Genomic DNA, 23966 nt, shown 5'->3' with positions numbered 1-23966 from the left:
CGAGGAAGAAAACGATGTTCGGAAAACTAACACTGGATGCAGTGCCCTACCACGAACCTATTATCGTGATTACGGTGGCTGCAATCATCATTGGGGGACTGGCGCTTCTGGCGGCAATCACTTACTTCGGTAAGTGGTCCTACCTTTGGAATGAGTGGCTGACTTCGGTCGACCACAAAAGACTCGGTATCATGTATGTTATCGTAGCAATCGTGATGTTGCTGCGTGGCTTTGCTGACGCCGTTATGATGCGTAGCCAGCAGGTGCTGGCCTCGGCCGGGGAAGCAGGCTTCCTGCCGCCTCACCACTACGATCAGATCTTTACCGCCCACGGCGTTATCATGATCTTCTTCGTAGCGATGCCGTTTGTTATCGGTCTGATGAACCTCGTGGTTCCGCTGCAGATCGGTGCGCGCGACGTTGCCTTCCCGTTCCTCAACAACCTGAGCTTCTGGTTCACCGTTGTCGGCGTGATTCTGGTTAACCTGTCCCTGGGCGTCGGTGAGTTCGCGCAGACCGGTTGGCTGGCCTATCCGCCGCTGTCGGGAATCGAGTACAGCCCGGGCGTCGGGGTCGATTACTGGATCTGGGCGCTTCAGCTCTCCGGTATCGGTACAACGTTAACCGGTATTAACTTCTTCGTGACAATTATCAAGATGCGTGCCCCTGGCATGACGATGTTCAAGATGCCAGTATTTAGCTGGGCATCTCTGTGCGCCAACATCCTGATTATTGCCTCCTTCCCAATCCTGACCGTCACCGTCGCGCTGCTGACCCTGGACCGCTACCTGGGCACCCATTTCTTTACCAACGAGATGGGTGGCAACATGATGATGTACATCAACCTGATTTGGGCCTGGGGCCACCCGGAAGTGTATATCCTGGTGCTGCCGGTATTCGGTGTCTTCTCCGAAATCGCAGCGACCTTCTCGCGTAAGCGTCTGTTTGGCTACACCTCGCTGGTATGGGCAACCATTTGTATTACCGTGCTGTCGTTCATCGTTTGGCTGCACCACTTCTTCACCATGGGTGCGGGCGCGAACGTCAACGCCTTCTTCGGTATTACGACGATGATTATCGCGATCCCGACCGGGGTTAAGATCTTCAACTGGCTGTTTACCATGTACCAGGGCCGTATCGTCTTCAACTCAGCGATGCTGTGGACTATCGGCTTCATCGTAACCTTCTCTGTTGGTGGTATGACCGGCGTGCTGCTGGCGGTACCGGGCGCGGACTTCGTCCTGCACAACAGTCTGTTCCTGATTGCCCACTTCCATAACGTTATTATCGGTGGTGTGGTATTCGGTTGCTTCGCAGGTCTGACCTACTGGTGGCCAAAAGCCTTTGGCTTCACGCTGAACGAAACCTGGGGCAAACGCGCTTTCTGGTTCTGGATCATCGGCTTCTTCGTGGCATTTATGCCGCTGTACGTGCTGGGCTTTATGGGGATGACCCGTCGTCTCAGCCAGCAGATTGACCCGCAGTTCCACCCGATGCTGGTTGTTGCGGCATGCGGCGCGGCGCTGATTGCATGCGGTATTATCTGCCAGCTGACTCAGTTCTACGTCTCCATCCGCGATCGCGATCAAAACCGCGACCTGACCGGTGACCCGTGGGGCGGCCGTACTCTGGAGTGGGCAACCTCTTCTCCTCCGCCGTTCTACAACTTCGCCATCGTTCCGCAGGTCCACGAGCGCGATGCGTTCTGGGAAATGAAAGAAAAAGGCGAAGCGTACAAGAAACCTGCTGGCTATGAAGAAATTCACATGCCGAAAAACAGCGGCGCGGGCATCGTTATTGCTGCCTTTGCCACGGTGTTTGGTTTCGCGATGATCTGGCACATCTGGTGGATGGCGATTGCAAGCTTCGTCGGTATCCTGGTGACCTGGATTATTAAGAGCTTTGACGAGGACGTGGATTACTACGTGCCGGTTGCAGAAGTCGAAAAACTGGAAAATCAGCATTTCGATGAGATTAACAAAGCAGGGCTGAAAAATGGCAACTGATACTCTTGCGCATAATGCCCACGCGCACGAACACGGGCACCACGATACAGGGCCGATGAAGGTATTCGGCTTCTGGATCTACCTGATGAGCGACTGCATTATCTTCGCCACTCTGTTCGCAACTTATGCCGTTCTGGTGAACGGCACTGCTGGCGGGCCGACCGGTAAAGATATTTTCGAACTGCCGTTTGTTCTGGTTGAAACCGCGCTGCTGCTGTTCAGCTCCATCACCTACGGCATGGCGGCTATCGCCATGTACAAAAACAACAAGAGCCAGGTGGTTTCCTGGCTGGCGCTGACCTTCCTCTTCGGGGCAGGGTTCATCGCGATGGAACTCTATGAATTCCATCACCTGATTGTTGAAGGTATGGGCCCGGATCGCAGCGGCTTCCTGTCAGCGTTCTTCGCGCTGGTCGGCACCCACGGTCTGCACGTGACCTCCGGTCTGATCTGGATGGCGGTGCTGATGGTACAGGTTTCTCGTCGCGGCCTGACCAACACTAACCGTACCCGTATCATGTGCCTGAGCCTGTTCTGGCACTTCCTGGACGTAGTGTGGATCTGCGTGTTCTCGGTTGTCTATCTGATGGGGGCAATGTAATGAGTCATTCTAGCGATCATAACGGCGCTTCTCACGGCAGCGTAAAGAGCTACATGACAGGTTTTGTCCTGTCGATCATTCTGACGGTGATCCCGTTTGCTATGGTTATGAGTGGCTCCGCATCGCATGCGGCTATTCTGGGGACTATCCTGGTCACCGCTGTTGTGCAGATTGTGGTACACCTGGTGTACTTTCTGCACATGAACAGCAAATCTGACGAAGGTTGGAACCTGACCGCATTTATCTTCACCGTAATCATCATTGCTATCGTTGTTGTAGGCTCCATCTGGATTATGTGGAACCTGAATTACAACATGATGATGCACTAAGAGCGGCGTGTATGTTTAAGCAATACCTGCAAGTAACGAAACCTGGCATCATTTTTGGCAACCTGATCTCCGTGATCGGCGGTTTCCTGTTGGCCTCCAAGGGCCACATCGACTATCCGCTGTTTGCATGGACGCTCCTTGGGGTGTCCCTGGTGGTCGCCTCGGGTTGTGTATTCAACAACTACATCGACCGTGACATCGATCGTAAGATGGAACGGACGAAAAACCGGGTGCTGGTCAAAGGGCTGATCTCGCCACAAGTTTCGCTGGTATATGCCACCTTGCTGGGTATTGCTGGCTTCATGCTCCTGTGGTTCGGCGCTAATCCCCTGGCCTGCTGGCTGGGGGTGATGGGGTTCGTGGTTTATGTCGGCGTCTACAGCCTGTACATGAAACGCCACTCCGTCTATGGCACGCTGATTGGTTCTCTCTCCGGCGCCGCGCCGCCGGTGATTGGCTACTGTGCGGTGACCGGTAATTTTGACAGCGGCGCGGCGATTCTGCTGGCTATCTTTAGCCTGTGGCAAATGCCTCACTCCTACGCCATCGCGATTTTCCGCTTCAAGGATTATCAGGCGGCGAACATTCCGGTTCTGCCGGTGGTGAAAGGCATTTCCGTGGCCAAAAACCATATTACGCTGTACATCGTGGCTTTTGCCGTCGCTACGCTGATGCTCTCCCTGGGCGGCTACGCCGGGTATAAATACCTGGTGGTCGCCGCCGCGGTGAGCGTCTGGTGGTTGGGGATGGCGCTGCGCGGTTACAAAGTGGCGGATGATAAAGTCTGGGCGCGTAAGCTGTTCGTCTTTTCTATCGTTGCCATTACCGCGCTGTCGGTGATGATGTCCGTCGACTTTATGGTGCCGGATTCACACAATCTGCTGGCCTACGTCAGATAAGATTGTCGCTCTGACAAACCCCGCTGAGGCGGGGTTTTTTATTGCCGTTTCTTCATCCCTTCACCCGCATCGCCTGTCAGCGATAGCGCAACCCGGTGCTCGCCGGAGCATTATCGCCATCATCTCGCCGCCGGGAACGCGCGCCGTGACCAGCCGCCCCAGTACAATGCAGTCGCTGTTTTTTACCCATAAAGGACAGTAAAAAAGAAAATAAATTTCAAAATAAAATAAAATGAAAATATAAAACCACTCAAAAGCCACCTCACATTTACGATCTTCCTGTTACCCGCCGCTTAATGCACCACTAAAAACAGGGTTAATACGCTGATTTAATAGACGATAAATCTTCATAACATTAACTCAGTAAATTTTATCGCACACCTCTGTTCCTCATCATTTTTCGATCCCTCTCGCATAAATAAAAATTTAATTCCATATAATGACAAAATGAAATTTTCAATACCAAAGCCATTCTGCAGGATAAGGTGCCGTTGCTGGAACCGGCGCGTTCCTGATGAGGAAAGAGACTATCGGCGTCTTCCTTCTTCGGCAGCGGCGTGGCTCGCAATTTTTCAGACATCCGTAGTTTCTTTTATTTAAAGGAGAACACCATGTTAAACGGCATGAAACCCCTGTCCCGCTCCCTGCGTTGGGGCATGGTCGGCGGCGGAGCCACCAGCCAGATCGGCTACAGCCACCGCTCGGCCGCGCTGCGCGATAATGTCTTTACCCTGCTGGCTGGCGCGCTCGATATCGATGCCGAGCGCGGTCGTCAGTTTGGTCAGCAGCTTGGGATCGCGCCGGAACGCTGCTACGCCGATTATCAAACGCTGTTCCGCGAAGAGGCGCTACGCCTGGACGGTATTGAAGTGGTGTCGGTAACCACGCCGAACAATACCCATTTCGCCATCACCAAAGCGGCGCTGGAAGCCGGACTGCACGTCATCTGCGAAAAACCGCTCTGCTTTACCGCCGCGGAAGCCCAGCAGCTGCGGGAGCTGAGCATCAAGCATAACAAAATCGTCGGCGTCACCTATGGCTATGCCGGGTATCAGATGATTCAGCAGGCGCGCCAGATGATTGCCGACGGGCTGCTCGGGCAGATTCGAATTATCAATATGCAGTTTGCCCACGGTTTTCATAATGAAGCCGTCGAGCTGCAGGCGGAGTCGACCCGCTGGCGCGTTACGCCGAAGTATGCCGGACCAAGCTACGTGCTGGGCGACCTGGCAACGCATCCACTCTTTGTCGCCGAAACGATGGCGCCGCACCTCAACATTCGCCGTCTGATGTGTTCCCGCCAGAGCTTCGTGCAATCACGCGCGCCGCTGGAAGATAACGCCTTTGTGCTGATGGAATATGATAATGGCGCCATCGGCTCAATGTGGACCAGCGCGGTGAACAGCGGGGCAATGCATTCGCAAAAGGTGCGTATCGTCGGTGAAAAGGCGAGCATTGAGTGGTGGGATGAACGTCCTAATCAGCTAAGCTACGAGGTGCAGGGTGAACCGGCCCGCGTTCTCGAACGCGGCATGCCCTATCTGAGCGCCGAAGCGTTAGCCGAAGATCGTATCGGAGGCGGCCACCCGGAGGGGCTGTTTGAGGCGTGGGCAAACCTCTACCGGCGCTATGCGATAGCCATCGATGCGATGGATCGGGGCGATCGCGAGTTTCTGCAAAACTTCTGGTACCCGGACGTTGAGGCGGGCCTGCACGGGGTATACTGGGTAGAACAGTGCGTGAAATCCGCCGACGCCGGCAGCCAGTGGGTGGACTTCAATTTACAATAAATGCCGTAGGCCAGTGGGGGTCTCTCCACTGGTTTCTGTGTTCCTTCCGCGCTTATCTCATCATGCAACACAGCCGTAATATCTGTTAAACAAACATTTATTTACGCTTCTGGCTGCCACCACTACACTAGTCGCAGTTTTTAGATTGAGGTGGTAATGAACGATAACAAAATGACGCCAGGTGAACTGCGCGCAACCTGGGGTCTGGGGACCGTATTCTCGCTGCGTATGCTCGGCATGTTTATGGTTCTGCCGGTTTTGACCACCTATGGCATGGCGCTACAGGGCGCCAGCGAGGCGCTAATTGGCCTCGCTATCGGTATCTATGGTCTGGCTCAGGCGGTATTTCAAATTCCGTTCGGCCTGCTTTCCGACCGCATTGGTCGTAAGCCGCTGATCGTCGGCGGCCTGTTGATCTTCGTTATCGGCAGCGTTATCGCGGCGTTGAGCGACTCCATCTGGGGCATCATCCTCGGCCGCGCGCTGCAGGGTTCCGGCGCCATTGCCGCAGCGGTCATGGCGCTACTCTCCGATTTAACCCGCGAACAGAACCGCACCAAGGCGATGGCCTTTATCGGCGTCAGCTTCGGCGTCACTTTTGCTATCGCCATGGTGCTGGGGCCGATTATCACCCATCAGCTGGGCCTGCACGCGCTGTTCTGGATGATCGCCATCCTGGCGGCGATCGGTATCCTGCTGACGCTATGGGTGGTGCCCAACAGCCATAATCATGTGCTGAACCGTGAATCAGGGATGGTCAAAGGCTGCTTTAGCAAAGTCCTTGCCGAGCCAAAGCTGCTGAAGCTTAACTTCGGCATTATGTGCCTGCACATCATGCTGATGTCCACCTTTGTGGCCCTGCCTGGTCAGCTGGAGGCCGCCGGTTTCCCCGCCGCCGAACACTGGAAAATTTACCTGGTCACCATGCTGATTTCCTTTGTCTCAGTGGTGCCGTTTATCATCTATGCCGAAGTGAAGCGCAAGATGAAACACGTGTTCCTGTTTTGCGTCGCGCTGCTGCTGGTGGCCGAAATTGTCCTGTGGGGCGCAGGCGGCTATTTCTGGGAGCTGGTAGCGGGCGTTCAGCTGTTCTTCCTCGCCTTTAACCTGCTGGAAGCGCTGCTGCCTTCCTTAATCAGCAAAGAGTCGCCGGCCGGCTACAAAGGGACCGCCATGGGCATCTATTCGACCAGCCAGTTCCTTGGGGTAGCGATTGGCGGCTCACTCGGCGGTTGGGTTGATGGTTTCTTTGATTCCCAAACCGTGTTCCTGCTCGGCGCGCTGCTGGCGATGCTGTGGCTGCTGGTTGCCGGGACGATGAGCGAACCGCCGTACGTCAGCAGCCTGCGGGTCGAAATTCCCGATGATGTGGTGGCCGATCGCGCGCTGCAGGAGCGTCTGCAGAGTACAGATGGCGTCAAACAGGTTCTGGTGGTGCCCGACGAACGTTCGGTGTATATCAAAATCGACAGCAAGGTGACCAACCGCTTTGAAATTGAGCAGGCCATCAAAGGGGTATAAAAAAAGCGGGGAACTCCCCGCTTTTTTATTGGCCGACGTTTACAGATGATACGCCTGCGCAGACCCGGCTTAGTCGCGGAAGTTTTTGAACTGGAACGGCTGTCCCAGGTCGCCGCCGCGCACCAGCGCCATAACCGCCTGCAGGTCGTCGCGCGCCTTACCGGTGACGCGAATCTCTTCGCCCTGAATTTGCGCCTGCACCTTCAGCTTGCTGTCTTTGATCAGCTTGACGATTTTTTTCTGCGTCGCGCTCTCAATCCCCTGCTTCAGTTTGGCATCGACGAACCAGGTTTTCCCGCTGTGCACGAACTCATCCGGCACTTCGATAGAACTGCCTTCAATGCCGCGTTTTAACAGCTTAGCGCGCAGAATATCCAGCAGCTGGTTAATCTGGAAATCAGATTCGCTGAGGACCTTGATGGTCTCGTTTTTTTCGTTCAGTTCGAAGCTCGCTTCAACGTTACGAAAATCAAAACGCGACTCCACTTCACGGGTCGCATTCTCTACGGCGTTTCGAACTTCCTGAAGATCGACTTCAGAGACAATATCGAAAGATGGCATCTTTTCCTCTCCTTCTGTTTCTTTTGCGTTGCATAATACCCGCAACGCGACATAACTCAACTGGTTATCCGGCAAGCATAGCCGATGATGCCCTGCTCAATGCCCGGCCAGGGCGCAGATGAGAGGGCTGCAGCCGTCAGAACAACGAGTATATACTTTAGCTATGAATGCCTGAGGTAGTCGCAGGTGAGGAGGAATAATGAAAGTAACCGTACTCGGATGCGGTGCACTGGGGCAACTCTGGCTCACCGCGCTGTGCAAACACGGACATGAAGTCCAGGGCTGGCTACGGGTTCCACAACCCTTCTGTAGCGTCAACCTGATCGAGACGGACGGCACTATTTTTAATGAATCGTTAACCGCTAACGATCCCGATTTTCTCGCCAGCAGCGACCTGCTGCTGGTAACGTTAAAAGCCTGGCAGGTCTCCAACGCGGTAAAAAATCTCGCCGAAACTCTGCCCGTGACATCGCCGATTCTGCTTATCCATAATGGCATGGGCACCGTCGATGAACTCAAAGGCGTCCGGCAGCCGCTGCTGTTGGGCTCAACCACCCAGGCCGCGCGCCGCGACGGCAACGTTATCGTTCATGTTGCCAACGGCACCACCCATATCGGCCCGGCAAAAGAGTATCCCGAGGATTACAGCTACCTTGCCGATATTCTGCAAAGCCTCCTGCCGGATGTCGCCTGGCACAATAATATCCGCCCGGCCGCGTGGAGCAAGCTGGCGGTCAACTGCGTGATTAACCCGCTGACCGCGCTAAAAGAGTGCCGCAACGGCGATTTACGCGACTATCCGCAGGAGGTAGCCACCCTCTGTGGCGAGGTAGCCGCGGTCATGGAGCGCGAAGGTATTCATACTTCAGCAGAAAACCTGCTATTTTATGTCCATCAGGTAATTGAAAGTACGGCAGAAAATATCTCTTCGATGTTGCAGGATATTCGCGCGCAGCGACACACGGAAATCGACTATATCACCGGTTTTCTGCTGAAGCGCGCCCGCGCCCACGGCCTTGCCGTACCGGAAAACGCCCGCTTGTTTGAACTGGTAAAGCATAAGGAGAATGAATATGAGCGCGTCGGCACTGATTTGCCTCGCCCCTGGTAGCGAAGAGACCGAAGCGGTCACCACGATGGATTTATTAGTTCGCGGCGGCGTGCAGGTTACCACCGCCAGCGTCGCCAGCGATGGCGGCCTGACCATCGTCTGCTCGCGGGGGGTCAAACTGCTGGCCGATGCGCCGCTGGTCGAAGTCGCTGACGGTGACTATGACATGATCGTCCTTCCCGGCGGCATTAAGGGCGCGGAATACTTCCGCGATAGCCCGCTGCTGGTAGAGACGGTCAGGCAGTTTCATCTCTCCGGGCGGATTGTCGCCGCGATCTGCGCGGCTGCCGCTACCGTGCTGGTTCCGCATAATCTTTTCCCGATCGGCAATATGACCGGCTTTCCGGCGTTGAAGGAGCAGATCCCCGCCGAACAGTGGCAGGATAAGCGTGTGGTCTGGGACCCACGGGTCAACCTGCTCACCAGCCAGGGGCCGGGAACATCGATTGATTTTGCACTTAAAATGATCGACCTGCTGGTGAGTCGCGAAAAGGCCCATGAGGTCGCTTCACAGCTGGTGATGGCGGCGGGAATTTATAACTACTACGAAGCCTGATTTGCCGAGGCGGTCGCCCGGACAAGGCAGGAGAGCCTTATCCGGGATGACCGTGATTGTTCGCGCTTTACGGGCGGTAAACCTTCACGTTCTCAAAGCCCTGCTCGCGCAGATACAGCGCCTGCAGACGGCTCATCACGCCACGCTCACACCACAGCAGCCAGGTTTTGCTCTGGTCAAGCTCGCCAAATTTGGTGCTCAGCTTGTAGAACGGTAAGGAAACCACGTCGACACCCTCTACCTTAAGCGGCTTATCATCCTGCTCGTCAATAGAGCGAATATCGAGAATCACGTCGTTCGGGCCAAACCCGGTCACGGTCTCAACTTCCACCACGTCCTGCTGGGTCTGCTGGGCGATTTCGCGAATATCCACGTTATTCGCCTCCTCAACCACTTTATCGAGGATGCTGAAGTCGAAATTTTCCTCTTCCGCTTCAATCTTCGCCTTCACCGCTTTCACGGTCGGGCTCTTCGAGATCACGCCGCAATACTCCGGCATGGTGCGGGCAAAATCTTCGGTACCGATTTCCCGCGCCAGGTCGATGATGTGCTCTTTATCGTGAGAAATCAGCGGACGCAGGATCAGCGTATCGGAGACATTGTCGATCAGACGCAGGTTGGTCAGGGTCTGGCTGGAGACCTGGCCCAACGCTTCGCCGGTAACCAGCGCCTGCACGCCGTAGCGCTCGGCCACTTTCGATGCCGCGCGGACCATCATGCGTTTCAACACCACGCCCATCTGGCCGTCGTCGACTTTTTCGAGGATCTCGCCCACTACCGGCTCGAAATTAATCGCCACGAAGCGCACGCGGTGGGAGCTGCCGAAGCGGTTCCACAGATAGTGCGCCACCTGGCGAACGCCGATTTCATGCGCCGCGCCGCCGAGATTAAAGAAGCAGTAGTGCACGCGACAGCCGCGACGCATCAGCATGTAGCTGGACACGCCGGAATCGAAACCGCCGGAAATCAGCGATAGCACGTCTTCCTGGGTGCCGATCGGGAAGCCGCCGATCCCTTCATAACGCCCTTTCACCAGCAGCAGACGATCGTTTTCAATTTCCAGATTGACCGTAACATCCGGGTCAGTCAGCTTCACGCGCGCCGTTTCAATATGCTGGTTCAGGCCGCCGCCGACGTAGCGTTCCACCTCGATAGAGGTAAATTCATGCTTACCACGACGTTTTACGCGCACGCAGAAGGTTTTGCCTTCCAGAGCCTCGCGCCACAGCGGCAGCGTTTTCTCAAAAATATCGTGCAGGGAGGTGAACGGAACGTCTTCGACTTCCAGAATATGGTGGATACCTGGGATTCGGGTCAGCGCGTCGCGAATAATCGGACGCTGATTTTCGTCTTTCGCGCGAACTTCGATATGATCCCAATGACGAACGACGGCAAGCGTCTCATCATAGTTTTTGAGAACGTTACGAATGTTCCCGGTTAAGATTTTAATGAAGCGCAATCTCACGGATTGGCTTTTGATGGTGATTTCCGGGAACAATTTAATGATAAACTTCATGGCGACAATAGTTCGTTGGCAAGCCCGATGGGGCTTTAAGCAAAAGTTGTACTGCAGTGCACCGCGGTGCCTGCATCCAGGGAGCGCAGTATATCACCATTGAGTGCATTACGCCTCGCATTGCGCGTTTTACACAAAATCATTCAGGTTCGCTCAAGGCGGCAGGCGCGCGCCGCGGGTTGCCACCATCGGCTACGGCGCCGCGAAAGAATGACGTGTATATTTGCTTAACCACGTGACCTGGTTACCATATTGGTGTCGCGACATTACAAGAGTCTATATTCACTATGCCAAAGAAAAATGAGGCCCCGGCCAGCTTTGAAACCGCCCTGGGCGAGCTGGAGCAGATTGTTAACCGTCTGGAAAGCGGCGCTCTGCCGTTAGAAGAGGCGCTCAGCGAATTTGAGCGCGGCGTGCAGCTCGCGCGTCAGGGGCAGAGCAAACTGCAGCAGGCCGAGCAGCGCGTACAAATTCTGCTGGCCGACAGTGAGGATAGCCCGCTAACGCCTTTTACGCCGGACGCTGAATAAATGGATTTCTCGCAACAATTACAGACTTGTGTTGAACAGGCCAACGAGGCGCTGCGCCGTTTTCTCGCACCGCTGCCTTTTCAGAACACTCCACTGGTTGAAGCTATGCAGTATGGCGCATTATTAGGCGGCAAACGCCTGCGCCCCTTCCTGGTTTATGCCACCGGCGAGATGTTCGGCGTCAGCCGCACGACGCTGGATGCGCCGGCCGCCGCCGTCGAATGCATACATGCTTACTCTCTGATGCATGACGATCTGCCCGCCATGGACGATGACGATCTGCGTCGCGGTTTGCCGACCTGCCATATTAAATTTGGCGAAGCGAACGCAATTCTCGCCGGAGACGCGCTACAAACGCTGGCGTTTTCTATACTGAGTGATGCGCCAATGCCCGAAGTGCCGGACAGCGATCGCCTGGCGATGGTCTCCGAGCTGGCGCACGCCAGCGGCGTGGCCGGCATGTGCGGCGGACAGGCGTTGGATTTGCAAGCAGAAGGCCAGCAGGTAGACCTGCAGGCGCTGGAGCGTATCCATCGCCATAAAACCGGCGCGCTCATCTGCGCGGCGGTGCGCATGGGAGCATTCAGCGCGGGTGAACGCGGCCGTACGGCCCTGCCGGCGCTCGATCGCTTTGCGCAAAATATCGGTCTCGCCTTCCAGGTCCAGGATGACATTCTTGACGTGGTAGGGGATACTGCGACCCTTGGCAAACGTCAGGGAGCCGACCAGCAGTTAGGCAAAAGCACTTACCCCGCGCTTCTGGGACTGGAGCAAGCCCGCAAAAAAGCGCATGACCTGATAGAAGACGCCCGCCGGTCGCTCAATGACCTGGCCGCGCAATCTCTGGATACTACGGCACTGGAAGCGCTCGCGAATTACATAATTCAGCGCGATAAATAAACAATAAATGAGTCTCTGATGAGTTTTGATATTGCCAAATACCCGACCCTGGCGCTGGTGGATTCCACCCAGGAGTTGCGTTTGTTGCCGAAAGATAGCCTGCCGAAACTGTGCGACGAACTACGGCGTTACCTGCTGGACAGCGTCAGCCGTTCCAGCGGGCATTTTGCCTCCGGCCTCGGCACGGTCGAACTGACCGTGGCGCTGCACTATGTCTATAATACCCCGTTTGACCGTTTAATCTGGGACGTCGGCCACCAGGCCTACCCGCATAAAATTCTGACCGGGCGCCGCGATAAAATCGGCACCATCCGGCAGAAAGGCGGGCTGCATCCGTTCCCGTGGCGCGGCGAAAGCGAATATGACGTCCTGAGCGTCGGCCACTCATCGACCTCCATTTCTGCAGGCATTGGGGTGGCGATTGCCGCGGCGAAAGAAGACAAGCAGCGTCGCGCGGTCTGCGTCATCGGCGATGGCGCCATTACCGCTGGCATGGCCTTTGAAGCCATGAACCACGCCGGCGATATTAAACCCGACCTGCTGGTGGTCCTCAACGACAACGAAATGTCGATTTCCGAGAACGTCGGCGCGCTGAATAATCATCTGGCGCAGCTGCTCTCCGGCAAGCTGTACTCGACCCTGCGCGAAGGCGGGAAGAAAGTCTTCTCCGGCGTACCGCCGATTAAAGAGCTGCTCAAACGCACCGAAGAACATCTCAAAGGGATGGTCGTTCCCGGTACCCTGTTTGAAGAGCTGGGCTTTAACTACATCGGCCCGGTAGACGGCCACGATGTGCTCGGTCTGGTTAACACGCTGAAAAATATGCGCGACCTGAAAGGGCCGCAGTTCCTGCATATTATGACCAAAAAAGGTCGCGGCTATGAGCCGGCGGAAAAGGACCCGATTACCTTCCACGCGGTGCCTAAATTCGATCACACCAGCGGCGTGCTGCCGAAAAGCAGCGGCGGCCTGCCCTCCTATTCGAAAATTTTCGGCGACTGGCTGTGCGAAACGGCGGCGCAGGACCGCAAGCTGATGGCGGTCACCCCGGCCATGCGCGAAGGTTCCGGCATGGTCGAGTTTTCCAGGAAATATCCCGACCAGTATTTCGATGTGGCAATTGCCGAGCAGCACGCGGTCACCTTCGCCGCCGGGCTGGCGATCGGTGACTATAAGCCGGTGGTGGCGATTTACTCCACCTTCCTGCAGCGCGCCTACGATCAGGTGATTCACGACGTTGCCATCCAGAAGCTGCCGGTCCTGTTCGCCATCGACCGCGCCGGTATCGTCGGCGCCGATGGGCAAACGCACCAGGGCGCCTTCGATCTCTCCTTCCTGCGCTGCATCCCGGAAATGGTGATCATGACGCCAAGCGACGAGAACGAGTGCCGCCAGATGCTGTATACCGGCTATCACTATAACGACGGTCCCAGCGCAGTCCGCTACCCACGCGGTACGGGTACCGGCGCCACGCTGGAACCGCTGGCTTCGCTGCCCATCGGCAAAGGCGTCGTTAAGCGCAGCGGCGAAAAAGTTGCGATCCTCAACTTCGGCACCCTGCTGCCGGAAGCCGCCCAGGTGGCGGAAAAACTCAACGCCACCCTGGTCGATATGCGTTTCGTGAAGCCGCTGGACCATGCTCTGATTTTGCAGCTGGCCAGCGAACACGACGTGCTGGTGACCCTGGAAGAGAATGCCATTATGGGCGGCGCGGGCAGCGGAGTGAACGAGCTACTGATGGCGCACCGCCGCGCGGTTCCGGTGCTGAATATCGGCCTGCCGGACTTCTTTATCCCGCAGGGGACTCAGGAAGAAGTGCGTGCCGATCTCGGACTTGATGCCGCCGGCATCGAAGCCAAAATCACGGCCTGGCTCGCATAACCCTCGCAACGGCTCCTGCTATGCTTAAAAGAAACCTTTTTTAGCGCATAGCAGGAGCATATCAATGCAATACATCACGCCAGAATCAACCAACCTGCGGGTTTCCCGATTGTGTCTCGGCTGCATGACCTTTGGTGAGCCGGATCGGGGTAAACACGCCTGGACCTTGCCTGAAGAGAGTAGCCGCCCGTTGATTCAGCGCGCGCTGGAAGGCGGCATCAACTTCTTCGATACGGCCAACAGCTACTCAGACGGCAGTAGCGAAGAGATCGTCGGCCGCGCGCTGCGCGACTTCGCCCGTCGCGATGAGGTTGTGGTGGCCACCAAAGTTTATCACCAGGTCGGCGATCTGCCGGAAGGCCTCTCCCGCGGGCAAATTCTGCGTTCTATCGACGACAGCCTGCGACGTTTAGGCATGGAATATGTCGACCTGCTGCAAATCCACCGCTGGGATTACACCACGCCGATCGAAGAGACGCTGGCAGCGCTGGATGAGGTGGTAAAAGCGGGTAAAGCGCGCTATATCGGCGCCTCATCGATGCATGCCCGGCAGTTTGCCCAGGCCCTCGAGCTGCAGCAGCGTAACGGCTGGGCGCGCTTTGTAACCATGCAGGATCATTACAACCTGATCTATCGCGAGGAAGAAAACGAGATGCTGCCGCTGTGCCGGCGCGCCGGCGTGTCGGTGATCCCGTGGAGTCCGCTGGCGCGGGGCCGCTTAACCCGCCCGTGGGGCGAAACCACCGCGCGTCTGGTGTCCGATGAGTTTGGCAAAACGCTCTACAGCGCCACCGATGAAAACGATGCGCAGATTGCGCAGAATCTTGCCGACGTGGCGGAAGAACTGGGAGCCAACCGCGCGCAGGTGGCGCTGGCCTGGCTGCTGAGCAAACCCGGCGTCGCCGCGCCGATCGTCGGGGCATCCCGCCAGGAGCAACTCGACGAACTGCTGGGGGCGGTGGATTTAACGCTAACCCCCGAGCAGGTGGCGAAGCTGGAAGCGCCGTACCAGCCGCACCCGATTGTCGGCTTTAAATGATATTGCCGCCCCGGGCGACCCGCCCGGGGAACGACACTCCGGTTGCGTAACGCCGCCGGAGTACCGGCATCAGAAAAGGCCGATCGGCCAGTGGTGGCCAATCACGTACAGCACCCCTGCGGAAATCACCCCGGCGACGATATCGTCGACCATAATTCCCATCCCACCGTGAATATTGCGGTCAAACCAGCGAATCGGCCACGGTTTCCACATATCGAAAATACGGAAGATCGCGAACCCGGCGGCCACCCATTGCCAGTCGAGGGTCGGCAGCGCCATCAGGGTTATCCACATACCGACAAATTCATCCCAGACGATGCTGCCGTGATCGTGGGTGCCCATATCCTTCGCCGTGCGATGGCAGATATAGACCCCGATACAGATGCTCATCATCACCACCAGCGAATAGAGCTGCCAGGGGAGAAAGGTCATCAGATACCAGAACGGAATCGCCGCCAGCGAGCCCATCGTACCGGGCACGACGGGACTTAAACCGCTGCCAAAACCGGTCGCCAGCAAATGCCAGGGATTAAGCATATTGAGCCGGCTTTTTGCCACATCTTTACTACGCACCAAAATGATCGTACCCCTTTAAATCCAGCTGAACCGGCTTGCCGGCCTGCAGCAGCTGCAAACCGTCCGCTTCGGCTCCCACCTGCCCAATGCAGGTAAAGCGCGCGCCGAGCTGGCCGATTGCCACATCGAGCGCGCCGCGGTTCAGCTCCGGGACGGTAAAGCACAGTTCATAGTCTTCGCCGCCCGCCAGCGCCCAGCGCAGCGCCTGCTCCGGCGCAACCTGGCGCAGCAGCGCATCGGATAGCGGCAGCGCGTCGAGATCGATCCGCGCGCCGCAGCCGCTGGCCTTCAGGATATGGCCGAGATCGGCAATCAGGCCGTCGGAAAGATCGATAGCCGAGCTGGCCAGATCGCGCAGCGCCTGACCTTGCAGTACCCGCGGCAGCGGGCGTAAATGGCGCGCCAGCAGATAATCGGCGTCGGCCGCCGATTCCACCACCAGCCGATCCTGCAAAATAGCCAGCCCCGCGGCGCTATCGCCGGGGGTGCCGGTAACATAAATCCAGTCGCCGGGTTTCGCCCCGGAGCGCTTCAGGGCGCGTCCCGGCGGCACAAAACCGTGAATACCCAGGGTCATTGACAGAGGACCGCGGGTCGTATCACCGCCGATCAGCTGCATATCGTAATAATTAAGCTGCATGAACAGGCTGTCGCTGAACGACTCCAGCCACGCTTCGTCCGCCTCCGGTAGCGTCAGCGCCAGCGTCAGCCACGCCGGTTCAGCGCCCATCGCAGCGAGATCGCTCAGATTGACCGCCAGCGCCTTATAGGCAAGGTCTGCAGGATCGATATCAGGTAAGAAATGGTTGCCCGCCACCAGGGTGTCGGTGCTGATTGCCAGCGTTTTTTTATCGGGAATATTCAGGAGAGCGCAGTCATCGCCGATGCCGGTTTCTACATCGAGACGCCTGCTTTTTACGCGATCAAAATAACGGGCAATCAGGGAGAATTCGCCGCATGCCATACGTTATGCCTCAGCAAAAGAAAAGAATAAGGCCGGACCCTGCGTGGATGACATCCCGCGAGACCCGGCCTGGAGTTTACTTTTTGTTGGGACGAATTGCCGGGGCTGCTTTGTCCAGCACGCCGTTAACAAACTTATGGCTATCTTCGGCGCCGAAGGTTTTCGCCAGTTCGATAGCTTCGTTGATCGCCACTTTGTACGGGACATCGTCACGCTTTGACAGCTCGAACAGGGCGATACGCAGTACCGCTTTTTCCACCTGGCCCAGCTCTTCCAGCAGACGGGACAGGTACGGCTTCATCAGGCCGTCGAGGTATGCGCTGTTAGTCGCCACTCCGGACAGCAGTTCGCGGAAATACAGAACGTCGACATCTTTAACATCTTGTTCCGCCAGGAACTGGTATTCAACATCGGCGATGTCGTTCTGGGACAACTGCCAGGAGTAAAGCGCCTGGACAGCACACTCACGGGCGCGGCGACGAGCAGCAGGTTTCACGGAATTCCCCTTACAAAAAAATCAGGCCTTGATGGCTTTCAATACGTTAATCATTTCCAGCGCGGTCAGCGCAGCTTCTGCGCCTTTATTACCGGCTTTGGTGCCAGCGCGTTCGATGGCTTGTTCAATGCTTTCTGTGGTCAGAACACCAAAGGCTACCGGGATTTCGCTGTCCTGCGCGACATGAGCGAGGCCATTGCTTGCTCCGCCAGCCACATATTCAAAGTGCGCGGTACCACCACGAATCACCGTACCCAGCGCAATAACCGCGTCATATTTACCGGTTTTTGCCAGTACGCCAGCCGCCAGCGGCAGCTCATACGCGCCTGGAACCCACACAACGGTAATATTTTCATCTTTTACCTGACCGATGCGCTTCAGTGCGTCAAGCGCCCCTTCCAGCAGGCTGTCATTGATAAAGTTGTTGAAACGCGCAATGGTGATGGCGACGCGAGCGTCCGGGGTAGCAACGTTAGCTTCAATAATGTTCATACTCTTCCTTCGGGTTCATATGGCCCCGCAGGGGGGCGGATTTTATCATAATAATTTGTGCGCTGCTTCCCTTTCGACCAGGGAGATCATGCGCCCACTAAATGCAGGCAAACATCCGGGCCTACATGACGTATCTCATTGAATTTGAAATGGGGAGCTGCGGCCAGTTTCTCAAGGCCCGGCAGCTCGCATAGCCCGCGCGCGTCACTGCCTAATAGTTTAGGCGCAATATAGACGATAAGCTCGTCCACCAGCCCCGCCTGCAAAAGCGCGCCGGCCAGCGTCGGCCCCGCCTCCACCCAGATGCTGTTCACCTGCTGTTTGCCAAGCTGCATCATCAATAACACCAGATCAAGGTGGCCGTTATGTTCCGGGATCTGCAGGGTGCGCACGTTTTCCGGCCATTGCCGATCGTCAGCCTGGGTACGGGCAAAAAGAGTCTCTCCCGCCTGCTGCACAATGCGGTGCTGCGGCGTGACGCGGTTGTGGCTGTCGATGACGATCCGCAGCGGCTGACGCAGGTTTTCCCGCGGGTACAGCGCCTGGGTATCGGGGTCCAGTTCTTCCCAGCGCACGGTCAGTGCCGGGTCGTCCGCCAGAACGGTGGCGCTGCTGGTCAAAATAGCATGGCTCCGGGCGCGCAGACGCTGTACGTCGCGCCGCGCCTGCGCCGAGGTGATCCACTGGCTTTCGCCGCTGGCCATCGCCGTGCGCCCATCCAGCGAAGCGCCCATTTTGAGCTGAACATAAGGGAATCCGGTGCGCATCCGCTTGAGAAAGCCTTTATTCAGCGCTTCAGCTTCGCCCATCATCAGGCCATGGCTGACCGCAATTCCTTCCTGCTGCAGACGATACAGACCGCGCCCCGCCACCTGCGGGTTAGGATCCTGCATCGCGGCAACGACGCGGGTGACGCCCGCGGCAATCAGCGCTTCGCAGCAGGGCGGCGTACGGCCATGATGGCTGCAGGGCTCCAGCGTTACGTAGGCGGTCGCCCCTTTGGCCTTGTCGCCGGCCATGCGCAGCGCATGCACTTCCGCATGCGGCTCACCGGCGCGATAGTGAAAACCTTCCCCGACGATGTCACCGTCTTTCACGATCACACAGCCGACATTCGGGTTCGGATGGGTCGTAAAACGCCCGCGCTGCGCCAGCTTGAGCGCTCGCGCCATGTACATTTCGTCATGCATGGCTTAATCCTGTAAGCGGGCGATTTCTTCGCCGAATTCTTTAATATCTTCAAAACTGCGGTAGACCGAAGCAAAGCGAATATAGGCCACTTTATCGAGCTTCTTCAGCTGTTCCATCACCAGGTTGCCGATCATTTTGCTGGGCACTTCGCGTTCGCCGGTGCCGCGCAAATGCGTCTTGATATGGTTGAGCGCCATTTCAACATCGTCAGCGCTGACCGGACGTTTCTCCAGGGCTTTCAGCATCCCGCTACGCAGCTTATCTTCATTGAAGGGTTCCCGCACATCGTTGCTCTTGATCACCCGAGGCATTACCAGCTCTGCCACCTCAAAGGTGGTGAAACGTTCATTACAGACCAGGCACTGCCGCCGACGACGCACAGAAGAGCCCTCACCCACCAGACGAGAGTCGATCACTTTGGTATCTACGGCGAAACAGAAAGGGCAATGCATAGCGCGTCCTGACAGGAAGTTAAACTGACGGGTAGTTTACCGCGAAGTGACCCGACAACAAAGAAAGAGCTTTTGAGACAAAGGATCTATGCCTGGTTAATCTGAACTGGCTACCATTAATTATTCTCTGTTAACGGAATCCCCTACCATGACAAGACGTTATTTTAAGCTGGCCATTGTGGCGAGTCTCTTTACCCTCAGCGCCTGCGCCCAGCAAAGTGCAGTTCGCCAGATGGACCAAAGCGTGAGTACGTTGAGCAAAGAGATGACGCAGCTTAATCAGCAAACGGTGAAGATTACCCAGCAAAACGCCCTGAACGCAAAGTCCAGCAGCGGCGTCTATCTCCTGCCCGGCGCCAGAACCCCGGCGCGCCTGCAAAGCCAAATCGGGACATTGCGGATGTCGCTACGTGATATCACCCCTGACGCGGGCGGCACTCGCCTGACGTTACGTATTCAGGGTGAATCGAACGATCCGCTACCGGCGTTTAGCGCCACCGTCGCCTCCGGTGAGCTCAGCGGCACGACGGAAAACTATCAGGAAGTGAACGTTCAGGATCAGCTGATCAGCGCGCCCGCCAGCACTCTGGCCCCCAGCGATGTGGACATCCCGCTGCGCCTGAACGGCGTCACGCCGGATCGGCTCGGCTTCGTGCGCATTCACGATATCCAGCCCGCCAACCCGCAGTAAAGCGCTGTCGCCGGGTGTCGCTGACATCCGGCCCTCCCCCGCGAAAATTCATTCACAATTTTTCCGTTCGGTTCAGTAAAAATTGGCCGCACTGATGAATTTCAGTGGCATTTTGTCAAGAAATGCATAGAATCGTGAACGCAATCGATTACGTATGTTTCTGTTCTGTGAAACAACACGTATTTTTGTGAGCAATGATTTCTATAATAGACCCCCACAGAAATACGAAATATTTAGCAACGCTTCGGCAACGTTTCTCACGCCTTTTGGCTTAATTTAAACAGTGGCATCATTATGAAAAAAACATTACTGGCAGCAGGCGCCGTTCTGGCGCTGTCCACATCGTTCACTGCTGGCGCGGCAGAAAACGACAAACCGCAGTACCTGTCTGACTGGTGGCACCAGAGTGTAAACGTGGTGGGTAGCTACCACACGCGTTTTGGGCCGCAGATCCGTAACGATACCTACCTGGAATACGAAGCGTTCGCCAAGAAAGATTGGTTCGATTTTTATGGTTACATGGATGCGCCAGTATTCTTTGGCGGTAACACCGACGCGAAAGGTATCTGGAACCACGGTTCACCACTGTTTATGGAAATTGAACCGCGCTTCTCCATCGACAAACTGACCAATACCGATCTGAGCTTTGGTCCGTTCAAAGAGTGGTATTTCGCCAACAACTATATCTACGATATGGGTCGTAACGCCTCCGGTCGCCAGAGCACCTGGTACATGGGTCTGGGTACCGACATCGATACCGGCCTGCCGATGAGCCTGTCCCTGAACGTGTATGCGAAATACCAGTGGCAGAACTATGGCGCGTCCAACGAAAACGAGTGGGATGGCTATCGCTTCAAAGTGAAATACTTTGTTCCGCTGACCGACCTGTGGGGCGGCTCGCTGAGCTATATCGGCTTCACCAACTTTGACTGGGGTTCCGATCTGGGCGATGACAACTTCTACGACCTGAACGGTAAGCACGCGCGTAGCAGCAACTCCATCGCTTCCAGCCACATCCTGGCGCTGAACTATGATCACTGGCACTACTCTGTCGTAGCACGTTACTTCCACAACGGCGGCCAATGGGCAGACGACGCTAAGCTGAACTTCGGCGACGGCGACTTCAACGTCCGTTCTACCGGCTGGGGTGGTTACTTTGTTGTCGGCTACAACTTCTAATCCTGCCTGACGATAAAATCCGGCGGCGCCGCGCCGCCGGAAAAAAGCCGCTCCCGGCAATAAGACTGCCCCGCCAGACCAGGCTTAACACTTCACCTTACGTAAAAAATCGCTCAATGAACGGTCGGCACCTTCGCGAAAACGCCGCTCCGTGGCAACGATCCGCAGACAGCGGTCGAGGCGAAAACAGCGATAGTCGTTGCGCAGTTCGCACCAGGCCACCAGCATCCAGCGTTCGCCCCAGAAGAACAGACCCAGCGGCATCACCTCCCGCTGCGACCGCTGCCCGGCCTCGTCACGGTAATCCAGTGCCAGCACCCGCTGCGCAGAAATCGCCTGGTGGATGAGATCAAAATCACTTCTGGAATAGGGCTGATTGCCGAGATCCGGGGCAAAAATCCGCGTCTGCTCCGCCTTGCGACGGCTCTCTTCCGGCAAAATTGCCAGCACCTTTTCCTGCGCCGACTCCAGCTCTCGCGACAGCGAATCGCCGCCCCAGGTTTTAAGCACACGGATAGCCACCATCAGCGCTTCCGATTCACGATGGGTCAGCATCAGCGGCGGGAGATCAAAGCCCGACATCAGCCGGTAGCCGCTGCCGGCCTCCCCTTCGACCGGAACGCCGGAAAGCGATAAATCGCGAATATCACGGTAGATCGTGCGCTCCGACACGGCGAGCCGCTCCGCCAGCAGCGCGGCCGTCGTCAGCCGCCTGCCGCGCAGAATTTGTACTATCTGAAATAAACGATCGGCGCGTCGGGTCATGTTCCTTTCACATCGTTCTGCGGGTTAAGCCGGCTGGTGCAGCCCAACGCGGTTACCTTCGCTGTCGGTAAACAGGGCGATGGTCCCGATATCGTGCGGTAGCACTTCCGGGCCAAAAACCTTGCTGCCGCCGGCTTGCTCCAGGCGCGTTAAGGTTGAGGCAATATCGGCAGTATGCAGATACACCACCACGCCGGTACTGGCAGGGGTGAACATTTCACCTTTCACCAGCGCACCGCCGGTTGCCGGATGGGTATACGGAAACACCGCATTCTCAATGCCAGAGATGGTTTCCTGACGGAATTCAATAGCCAGTAACTGCGAGTAAAACTTCATCGCGCGATCCATATCGACGACCGGAATTTCAAACCAGTTAATCACATTATTCATACATCCTCCTGTCCGTTGTGTAAGTTCACAAGGAGTGTATGACAGGGCTCCTGACAGCATACTGTCAGGAGTGTTTTACGCGCCCTCTGCTGCCTGCACCAGCGCGCGCGACGGATCCAGCAGCCACGGGCGGAAATAGCCCACGGTGTTGGAAAACGGCAGCACCTCCTCGGGCAGGGCAATGCCCAGCTGCTGGCGAATATAGGCGCGCCGGGCGAGGATCCGCTGCCAGAGCCGCGGGTAAGCCTGCGCCAGCTCATCGCGCAGCGCCGCATCCGCTAACGCCACCGTATCTTCGCAACTTGCCCCGCCATAGCCGGCCCGGGACGGGATAATGTCGATCTGCAAAAGCATACCGCTGCGCAGGCAGGCGCTGGAGTCCGGTCCGATGGGTGAACACAGCCACTCTTCGTCAGCCACCAGATGCCCGGGGTTCAGGTGCCAGCGATACTCCGCTTTCGGCAAAACCCGCTCGATCAGCGCATACATCTCGCCGCCGCGCATCCCGATACGCAGATTTTCCAGCCAGCTGACCACCGCCCGAAAATAGGGCTTCGCCACGACTTCCAGATAATCCGCGACCTCCGGTGCCAGCTCCGTTTCATCGTGGACCACATATGCCGCACGGCTGCTTAAGCCGCCTTTATAAGCAGTAGTCAGCGAGAACTTATCGCCACGCGTGATGGTTTTATCACCGGGGTAGAGGTTGGCATGAGCAAAGCGCTGCCCCGTGGCGGCAATCATCACCACGCTGTTGGGCTGGCCTTCCGCAGCCAGCAGCGCGCCGATCTGCTTTTCCGTTTTCCCCGGCGCGATGGCGTTGAGTGCGGTCAGGATCGCCGTTGATGCCAGGTTGGCGCCGTATTCGTAATGGGCCAGCTCATTGGCGGAGTTAACCGTTCTCACCCCGCCGTCCGGCGCAATAAATATCCCGGTGGCGTTGCGCAGTACCGCCTGCGGTCCGGCGGCCTGGCGAATGGCATCAACGATAAAAGCCGGCAGGTCAAACATCTGCGCCCGGTCGTCAGCGTGGCCGGTAAACAGCTTCCACCCTGCCAGCCCCAGTTTTTTCCCGGCGCTAACGCCGGCGTCCTGCAACAGCTGCGACAGAGGCTGGTCATTGGTCATCGGTTGATTCGGCAACGAGAACCACGGCGCATGGATCACCCGGTTTTCCAGCCGGGCGCAGGCCGCCAGCTTGAGGTTTTCATTGCCCAGCACCAGCACCGTCTCCCCCGCGCCGTGCAGCACCAGCAGCGCCTCTTCAAAACGAGGAATAAATCCGGTGAGATACTCAAAGTTGCCGCCATGCTCTTTATCGGCGTAGACAATCAGCGTGTCAAACCCGTGCTGGCGCATGTGCGCAAGCACTTTGGCTTTGCGCTGACGTAGGGTTTCATCGCTGAGGGTGACGGAAGGCAGGTCGTGCCAGACGTCAGGTTGGGCTACTGGGGAAAGGGTGATGACGGCCATCGGCAGATCTCCATGTCATTAAACGCTGTGCAGGGAGAGTAACCAAATTTGCGGGGA

At 56.8% G+C, this 23966-nt stretch carries 25 protein-coding genes; 14 read left to right on the top strand and 11 right to left on the bottom strand.

What is annotated here, in order from left to right; translation table 11 throughout:
* The first annotated feature begins 14 nt into the window (after positions 1 to 14).
* The 6 genes from cyoB to EDF73_RS08970 all read left to right on the top strand — a co-directional run bounded on the left by cyoB (position 15) and on the right by EDF73_RS08970 (position 7146).
* The gene (gene cyoB, locus EDF73_RS08995; protein WP_132728433.1) at positions 15 to 2006 is read left to right on the top strand and encodes a cytochrome o ubiquinol oxidase subunit I; all 1992 of its coding nucleotides are present in this window, start codon (positions 15 to 17) and stop codon (positions 2004 to 2006) included.
* Positions 1996 to 2607: a cytochrome o ubiquinol oxidase subunit III gene (locus EDF73_RS08990; protein WP_004129790.1), complete on the top strand. Its 612-nt coding sequence runs from the start codon at positions 1996 to 1998 to the stop codon at positions 2605 to 2607. The genes cyoB and EDF73_RS08990 overlap by 11 nt, the downstream gene beginning before the upstream one ends.
* Positions 2607 to 2936, top strand: a complete 330-nt coding sequence (locus tag EDF73_RS08985; RefSeq protein WP_132728431.1) for a cytochrome o ubiquinol oxidase subunit IV — start codon at positions 2607 to 2609, stop codon at positions 2934 to 2936. The genes EDF73_RS08990 and EDF73_RS08985 overlap by 1 nt, the downstream gene beginning before the upstream one ends.
* An 11-nt stretch (positions 2937 to 2947) precedes the next feature.
* On the top strand, positions 2948 to 3835 hold the full coding sequence (gene cyoE, locus EDF73_RS08980; RefSeq protein WP_004858694.1) for a heme o synthase: 888 nt from the start codon (positions 2948 to 2950) through the stop codon (positions 3833 to 3835).
* Between the two features lie 611 nt (positions 3836 to 4446).
* Entirely contained in the window at positions 4447 to 5625 is a 1179-nt protein-coding gene (locus tag EDF73_RS08975) for a Gfo/Idh/MocA family oxidoreductase (protein ID WP_132728429.1), read from the top strand.
* A 156-nt stretch (positions 5626 to 5781) separates the two neighbouring features.
* Positions 5782 to 7146: an MFS transporter gene (locus EDF73_RS08970; RefSeq protein WP_132728427.1), complete on the top strand. Its 1365-nt coding sequence runs from the start codon at positions 5782 to 5784 to the stop codon at positions 7144 to 7146.
* Positions 7147 to 7215: 69 nt separating this feature from the next.
* Here EDF73_RS08970 and EDF73_RS08965 read toward each other — a convergent pair whose 3' ends face one another.
* Positions 7216 to 7707 (bottom strand): YajQ family cyclic di-GMP-binding protein, encoded by a 492-nt coding sequence (locus EDF73_RS08965; RefSeq protein ID WP_004858653.1) that lies wholly within the window; start codon positions 7705 to 7707, stop codon positions 7216 to 7218.
* A 199-nt stretch (positions 7708 to 7906) separates the two neighbouring features.
* On the opposite strand from EDF73_RS08965, the gene panE reads away from it, so the two are divergent.
* Positions 7907 to 8818 (top strand): 2-dehydropantoate 2-reductase, encoded by a 912-nt coding sequence (gene panE, locus EDF73_RS08960; protein WP_132728425.1) that lies wholly within the window; start codon positions 7907 to 7909, stop codon positions 8816 to 8818.
* Positions 8781 to 9374, top strand: a complete 594-nt coding sequence (gene yajL / locus EDF73_RS08955) for a protein deglycase YajL (protein ID WP_132728423.1) — start codon at positions 8781 to 8783, stop codon at positions 9372 to 9374. Before panE ends, yajL begins: the two co-directional genes overlap by 38 nt.
* A 67-nt stretch (positions 9375 to 9441) precedes the next feature.
* Here the strand turns inward: yajL and thiI are convergent, their stop codons facing one another.
* Entirely contained in the window at positions 9442 to 10890 is a 1449-nt protein-coding gene (gene thiI / locus EDF73_RS08950; protein ID WP_132728421.1) for a tRNA uracil 4-sulfurtransferase ThiI, read from the bottom strand.
* 287 nt (positions 10891 to 11177) lie between these two features.
* Here thiI and xseB point away from each other — a divergent pair, with 287 nt between their 5' ends.
* The 4 genes from xseB to EDF73_RS08930 all read left to right on the top strand — a co-directional run bounded on the left by xseB (position 11178) and on the right by EDF73_RS08930 (position 15240).
* Positions 11178 to 11420 (top strand): exodeoxyribonuclease VII small subunit, encoded by a 243-nt coding sequence (xseB, locus tag EDF73_RS08945; protein ID WP_132728420.1) that lies wholly within the window; start codon positions 11178 to 11180, stop codon positions 11418 to 11420.
* Complete coding sequence (ispA, locus tag EDF73_RS08940) at positions 11421 to 12320, top strand: (2E,6E)-farnesyl diphosphate synthase (protein ID WP_132728418.1); 900 nt, start codon at positions 11421 to 11423, stop codon at positions 12318 to 12320.
* A gap of 18 nt (positions 12321 to 12338) precedes the next feature.
* Entirely contained in the window at positions 12339 to 14201 is a 1863-nt protein-coding gene (dxs, locus tag EDF73_RS08935) for a 1-deoxy-D-xylulose-5-phosphate synthase (RefSeq protein WP_132728416.1), read from the top strand.
* Positions 14202 to 14265: 64 nt separating this feature from the next.
* Positions 14266 to 15240: an aldo/keto reductase gene (locus tag EDF73_RS08930; RefSeq protein WP_132728414.1), complete on the top strand. Its 975-nt coding sequence runs from the start codon at positions 14266 to 14268 to the stop codon at positions 15238 to 15240.
* A 69-nt stretch (positions 15241 to 15309) separates the two neighbouring features.
* Here EDF73_RS08930 and pgpA read toward each other — a convergent pair whose 3' ends face one another.
* The 6 genes from pgpA to nrdR all read right to left on the bottom strand — a co-directional run bounded on the left by pgpA (position 15310) and on the right by nrdR (position 19411).
* Entirely contained in the window at positions 15310 to 15813 is a 504-nt protein-coding gene (gene pgpA / locus EDF73_RS08925) for a phosphatidylglycerophosphatase A (protein ID WP_165905682.1), read from the bottom strand.
* The gene (gene thiL, locus EDF73_RS08920; protein WP_132728410.1) at positions 15806 to 16780 is read right to left on the bottom strand and encodes a thiamine-phosphate kinase; all 975 of its coding nucleotides are present in this window, start codon (positions 16778 to 16780) and stop codon (positions 15806 to 15808) included. Before thiL ends, pgpA begins: the two co-directional genes overlap by 8 nt.
* A gap of 76 nt (positions 16781 to 16856) precedes the next feature.
* On the bottom strand, positions 16857 to 17276 hold the full coding sequence (nusB, locus tag EDF73_RS08915; protein ID WP_004858621.1) for a transcription antitermination factor NusB: 420 nt from the start codon (positions 17274 to 17276) through the stop codon (positions 16857 to 16859).
* A 21-nt stretch (positions 17277 to 17297) separates the two neighbouring features.
* Positions 17298 to 17768, bottom strand: a complete 471-nt coding sequence (gene ribE, locus EDF73_RS08910) for a 6,7-dimethyl-8-ribityllumazine synthase (RefSeq protein WP_132728408.1) — start codon at positions 17766 to 17768, stop codon at positions 17298 to 17300.
* A gap of 86 nt (positions 17769 to 17854) precedes the next feature.
* Entirely contained in the window at positions 17855 to 18958 is a 1104-nt protein-coding gene (gene ribD, locus EDF73_RS08905; protein WP_132728406.1) for a bifunctional diaminohydroxyphosphoribosylaminopyrimidine deaminase/5-amino-6-(5-phosphoribosylamino)uracil reductase RibD, read from the bottom strand.
* A gap of 3 nt (positions 18959 to 18961) precedes the next feature.
* A complete protein-coding gene (gene nrdR, locus EDF73_RS08900) occupies positions 18962 to 19411 on the bottom strand; it encodes a transcriptional regulator NrdR (RefSeq protein ID WP_132728404.1) in 450 nt (149 codons plus the stop codon).
* Between the two features lie 148 nt (positions 19412 to 19559).
* Here nrdR and EDF73_RS08895 point away from each other — a divergent pair, with 148 nt between their 5' ends.
* Both EDF73_RS08895 and EDF73_RS08890 read left to right on the top strand, forming a co-directional pair.
* Positions 19560 to 20102, top strand: a complete 543-nt coding sequence (locus tag EDF73_RS08895; RefSeq protein ID WP_132728402.1) for a DUF3251 domain-containing protein — start codon at positions 19560 to 19562, stop codon at positions 20100 to 20102.
* Between the two features lie 294 nt (positions 20103 to 20396).
* On the top strand, positions 20397 to 21281 hold the full coding sequence (locus tag EDF73_RS08890; protein WP_132728400.1) for a nucleoside-specific channel-forming protein Tsx: 885 nt from the start codon (positions 20397 to 20399) through the stop codon (positions 21279 to 21281).
* Positions 21282 to 21365: 84 nt separating this feature from the next.
* Here the strand turns inward: EDF73_RS08890 and EDF73_RS08885 are convergent, their stop codons facing one another.
* The 3 genes from EDF73_RS08885 to EDF73_RS08875 all read right to left on the bottom strand — a co-directional run bounded on the left by EDF73_RS08885 (position 21366) and on the right by EDF73_RS08875 (position 23909).
* Positions 21366 to 22046: a YafY family protein gene (locus EDF73_RS08885; protein ID WP_132728398.1), complete on the bottom strand. Its 681-nt coding sequence runs from the start codon at positions 22044 to 22046 to the stop codon at positions 21366 to 21368.
* Positions 22047 to 22070: 24 nt separating this feature from the next.
* The gene (locus EDF73_RS08880; protein ID WP_132728396.1) at positions 22071 to 22436 is read right to left on the bottom strand and encodes a VOC family protein; all 366 of its coding nucleotides are present in this window, start codon (positions 22434 to 22436) and stop codon (positions 22071 to 22073) included.
* Positions 22437 to 22511: 75 nt separating this feature from the next.
* Positions 22512 to 23909, bottom strand: a complete 1398-nt coding sequence (locus tag EDF73_RS08875) for a M24 family metallopeptidase (protein WP_132728394.1) — start codon at positions 23907 to 23909, stop codon at positions 22512 to 22514.
* Positions 23910 to 23966: the final 57 nt, after the last annotated feature.

The organism is Klebsiella sp. BIGb0138 (assembly GCF_004342285.1).
GTDB lineage: Bacteria > Pseudomonadota > Gammaproteobacteria > Enterobacterales > Enterobacteriaceae > Klebsiella.
The sequence above is the reverse complement of the archived record's forward strand: the minus strand, read 5'-3'. Positions and strand labels throughout refer to the sequence as shown.

Coding starts and splice junctions, on each gene's coding strand:
- cyoB (WP_132728433.1), top strand. CDS start 15: ATGTTCGGAAAACTAACACTGGATGCAGTGCCCTACCACGAACCTATT.
- EDF73_RS08990 (WP_004129790.1), top strand. CDS start 1,996: ATGGCAACTGATACTCTTGCGCATAATGCCCACGCGCACGAACACGGG.
- EDF73_RS08985 (WP_132728431.1), top strand. CDS start 2,607: ATGAGTCATTCTAGCGATCATAACGGCGCTTCTCACGGCAGCGTAAAG.
- cyoE (WP_004858694.1), top strand. CDS start 2,948: ATGTTTAAGCAATACCTGCAAGTAACGAAACCTGGCATCATTTTTGGC.
- EDF73_RS08975 (WP_132728429.1), top strand. CDS start 4,447: ATGTTAAACGGCATGAAACCCCTGTCCCGCTCCCTGCGTTGGGGCATG.
- EDF73_RS08970 (WP_132728427.1), top strand. CDS start 5,782: ATGAACGATAACAAAATGACGCCAGGTGAACTGCGCGCAACCTGGGGT.
- EDF73_RS08965 (WP_004858653.1), bottom strand. CDS start 7,707: ATGCCATCTTTCGATATTGTCTCTGAAGTCGATCTTCAGGAAGTTCGA.
- panE (WP_132728425.1), top strand. CDS start 7,907: ATGAAAGTAACCGTACTCGGATGCGGTGCACTGGGGCAACTCTGGCTC.
- yajL (WP_132728423.1), top strand. CDS start 8,781: ATGAGCGCGTCGGCACTGATTTGCCTCGCCCCTGGTAGCGAAGAGACC.
- thiI (WP_132728421.1), bottom strand. CDS start 10,890: ATGAAGTTTATCATTAAATTGTTCCCGGAAATCACCATCAAAAGCCAA.
- xseB (WP_132728420.1), top strand. CDS start 11,178: ATGCCAAAGAAAAATGAGGCCCCGGCCAGCTTTGAAACCGCCCTGGGC.
- ispA (WP_132728418.1), top strand. CDS start 11,421: ATGGATTTCTCGCAACAATTACAGACTTGTGTTGAACAGGCCAACGAG.
- dxs (WP_132728416.1), top strand. CDS start 12,339: ATGAGTTTTGATATTGCCAAATACCCGACCCTGGCGCTGGTGGATTCC.
- EDF73_RS08930 (WP_132728414.1), top strand. CDS start 14,266: ATGCAATACATCACGCCAGAATCAACCAACCTGCGGGTTTCCCGATTG.
- thiL (WP_132728410.1), bottom strand. CDS start 16,780: ATGGCATGCGGCGAATTCTCCCTGATTGCCCGTTATTTTGATCGCGTA.
- ribE (WP_132728408.1), bottom strand. CDS start 17,768: ATGAACATTATTGAAGCTAACGTTGCTACCCCGGACGCTCGCGTCGCC.
- ribD (WP_132728406.1), bottom strand. CDS start 18,958: ATGCATGACGAAATGTACATGGCGCGAGCGCTCAAGCTGGCGCAGCGC.
- nrdR (WP_132728404.1), bottom strand. CDS start 19,411: ATGCATTGCCCTTTCTGTTTCGCCGTAGATACCAAAGTGATCGACTCT.
- EDF73_RS08895 (WP_132728402.1), top strand. CDS start 19,560: ATGACAAGACGTTATTTTAAGCTGGCCATTGTGGCGAGTCTCTTTACC.
- EDF73_RS08890 (WP_132728400.1), top strand. CDS start 20,397: ATGAAAAAAACATTACTGGCAGCAGGCGCCGTTCTGGCGCTGTCCACA.
- EDF73_RS08885 (WP_132728398.1), bottom strand. CDS start 22,046: ATGACCCGACGCGCCGATCGTTTATTTCAGATAGTACAAATTCTGCGC.
- EDF73_RS08880 (WP_132728396.1), bottom strand. CDS start 22,436: ATGAATAATGTGATTAACTGGTTTGAAATTCCGGTCGTCGATATGGAT.
- EDF73_RS08875 (WP_132728394.1), bottom strand. CDS start 23,909: ATGGCCGTCATCACCCTTTCCCCAGTAGCCCAACCTGACGTCTGGCAC.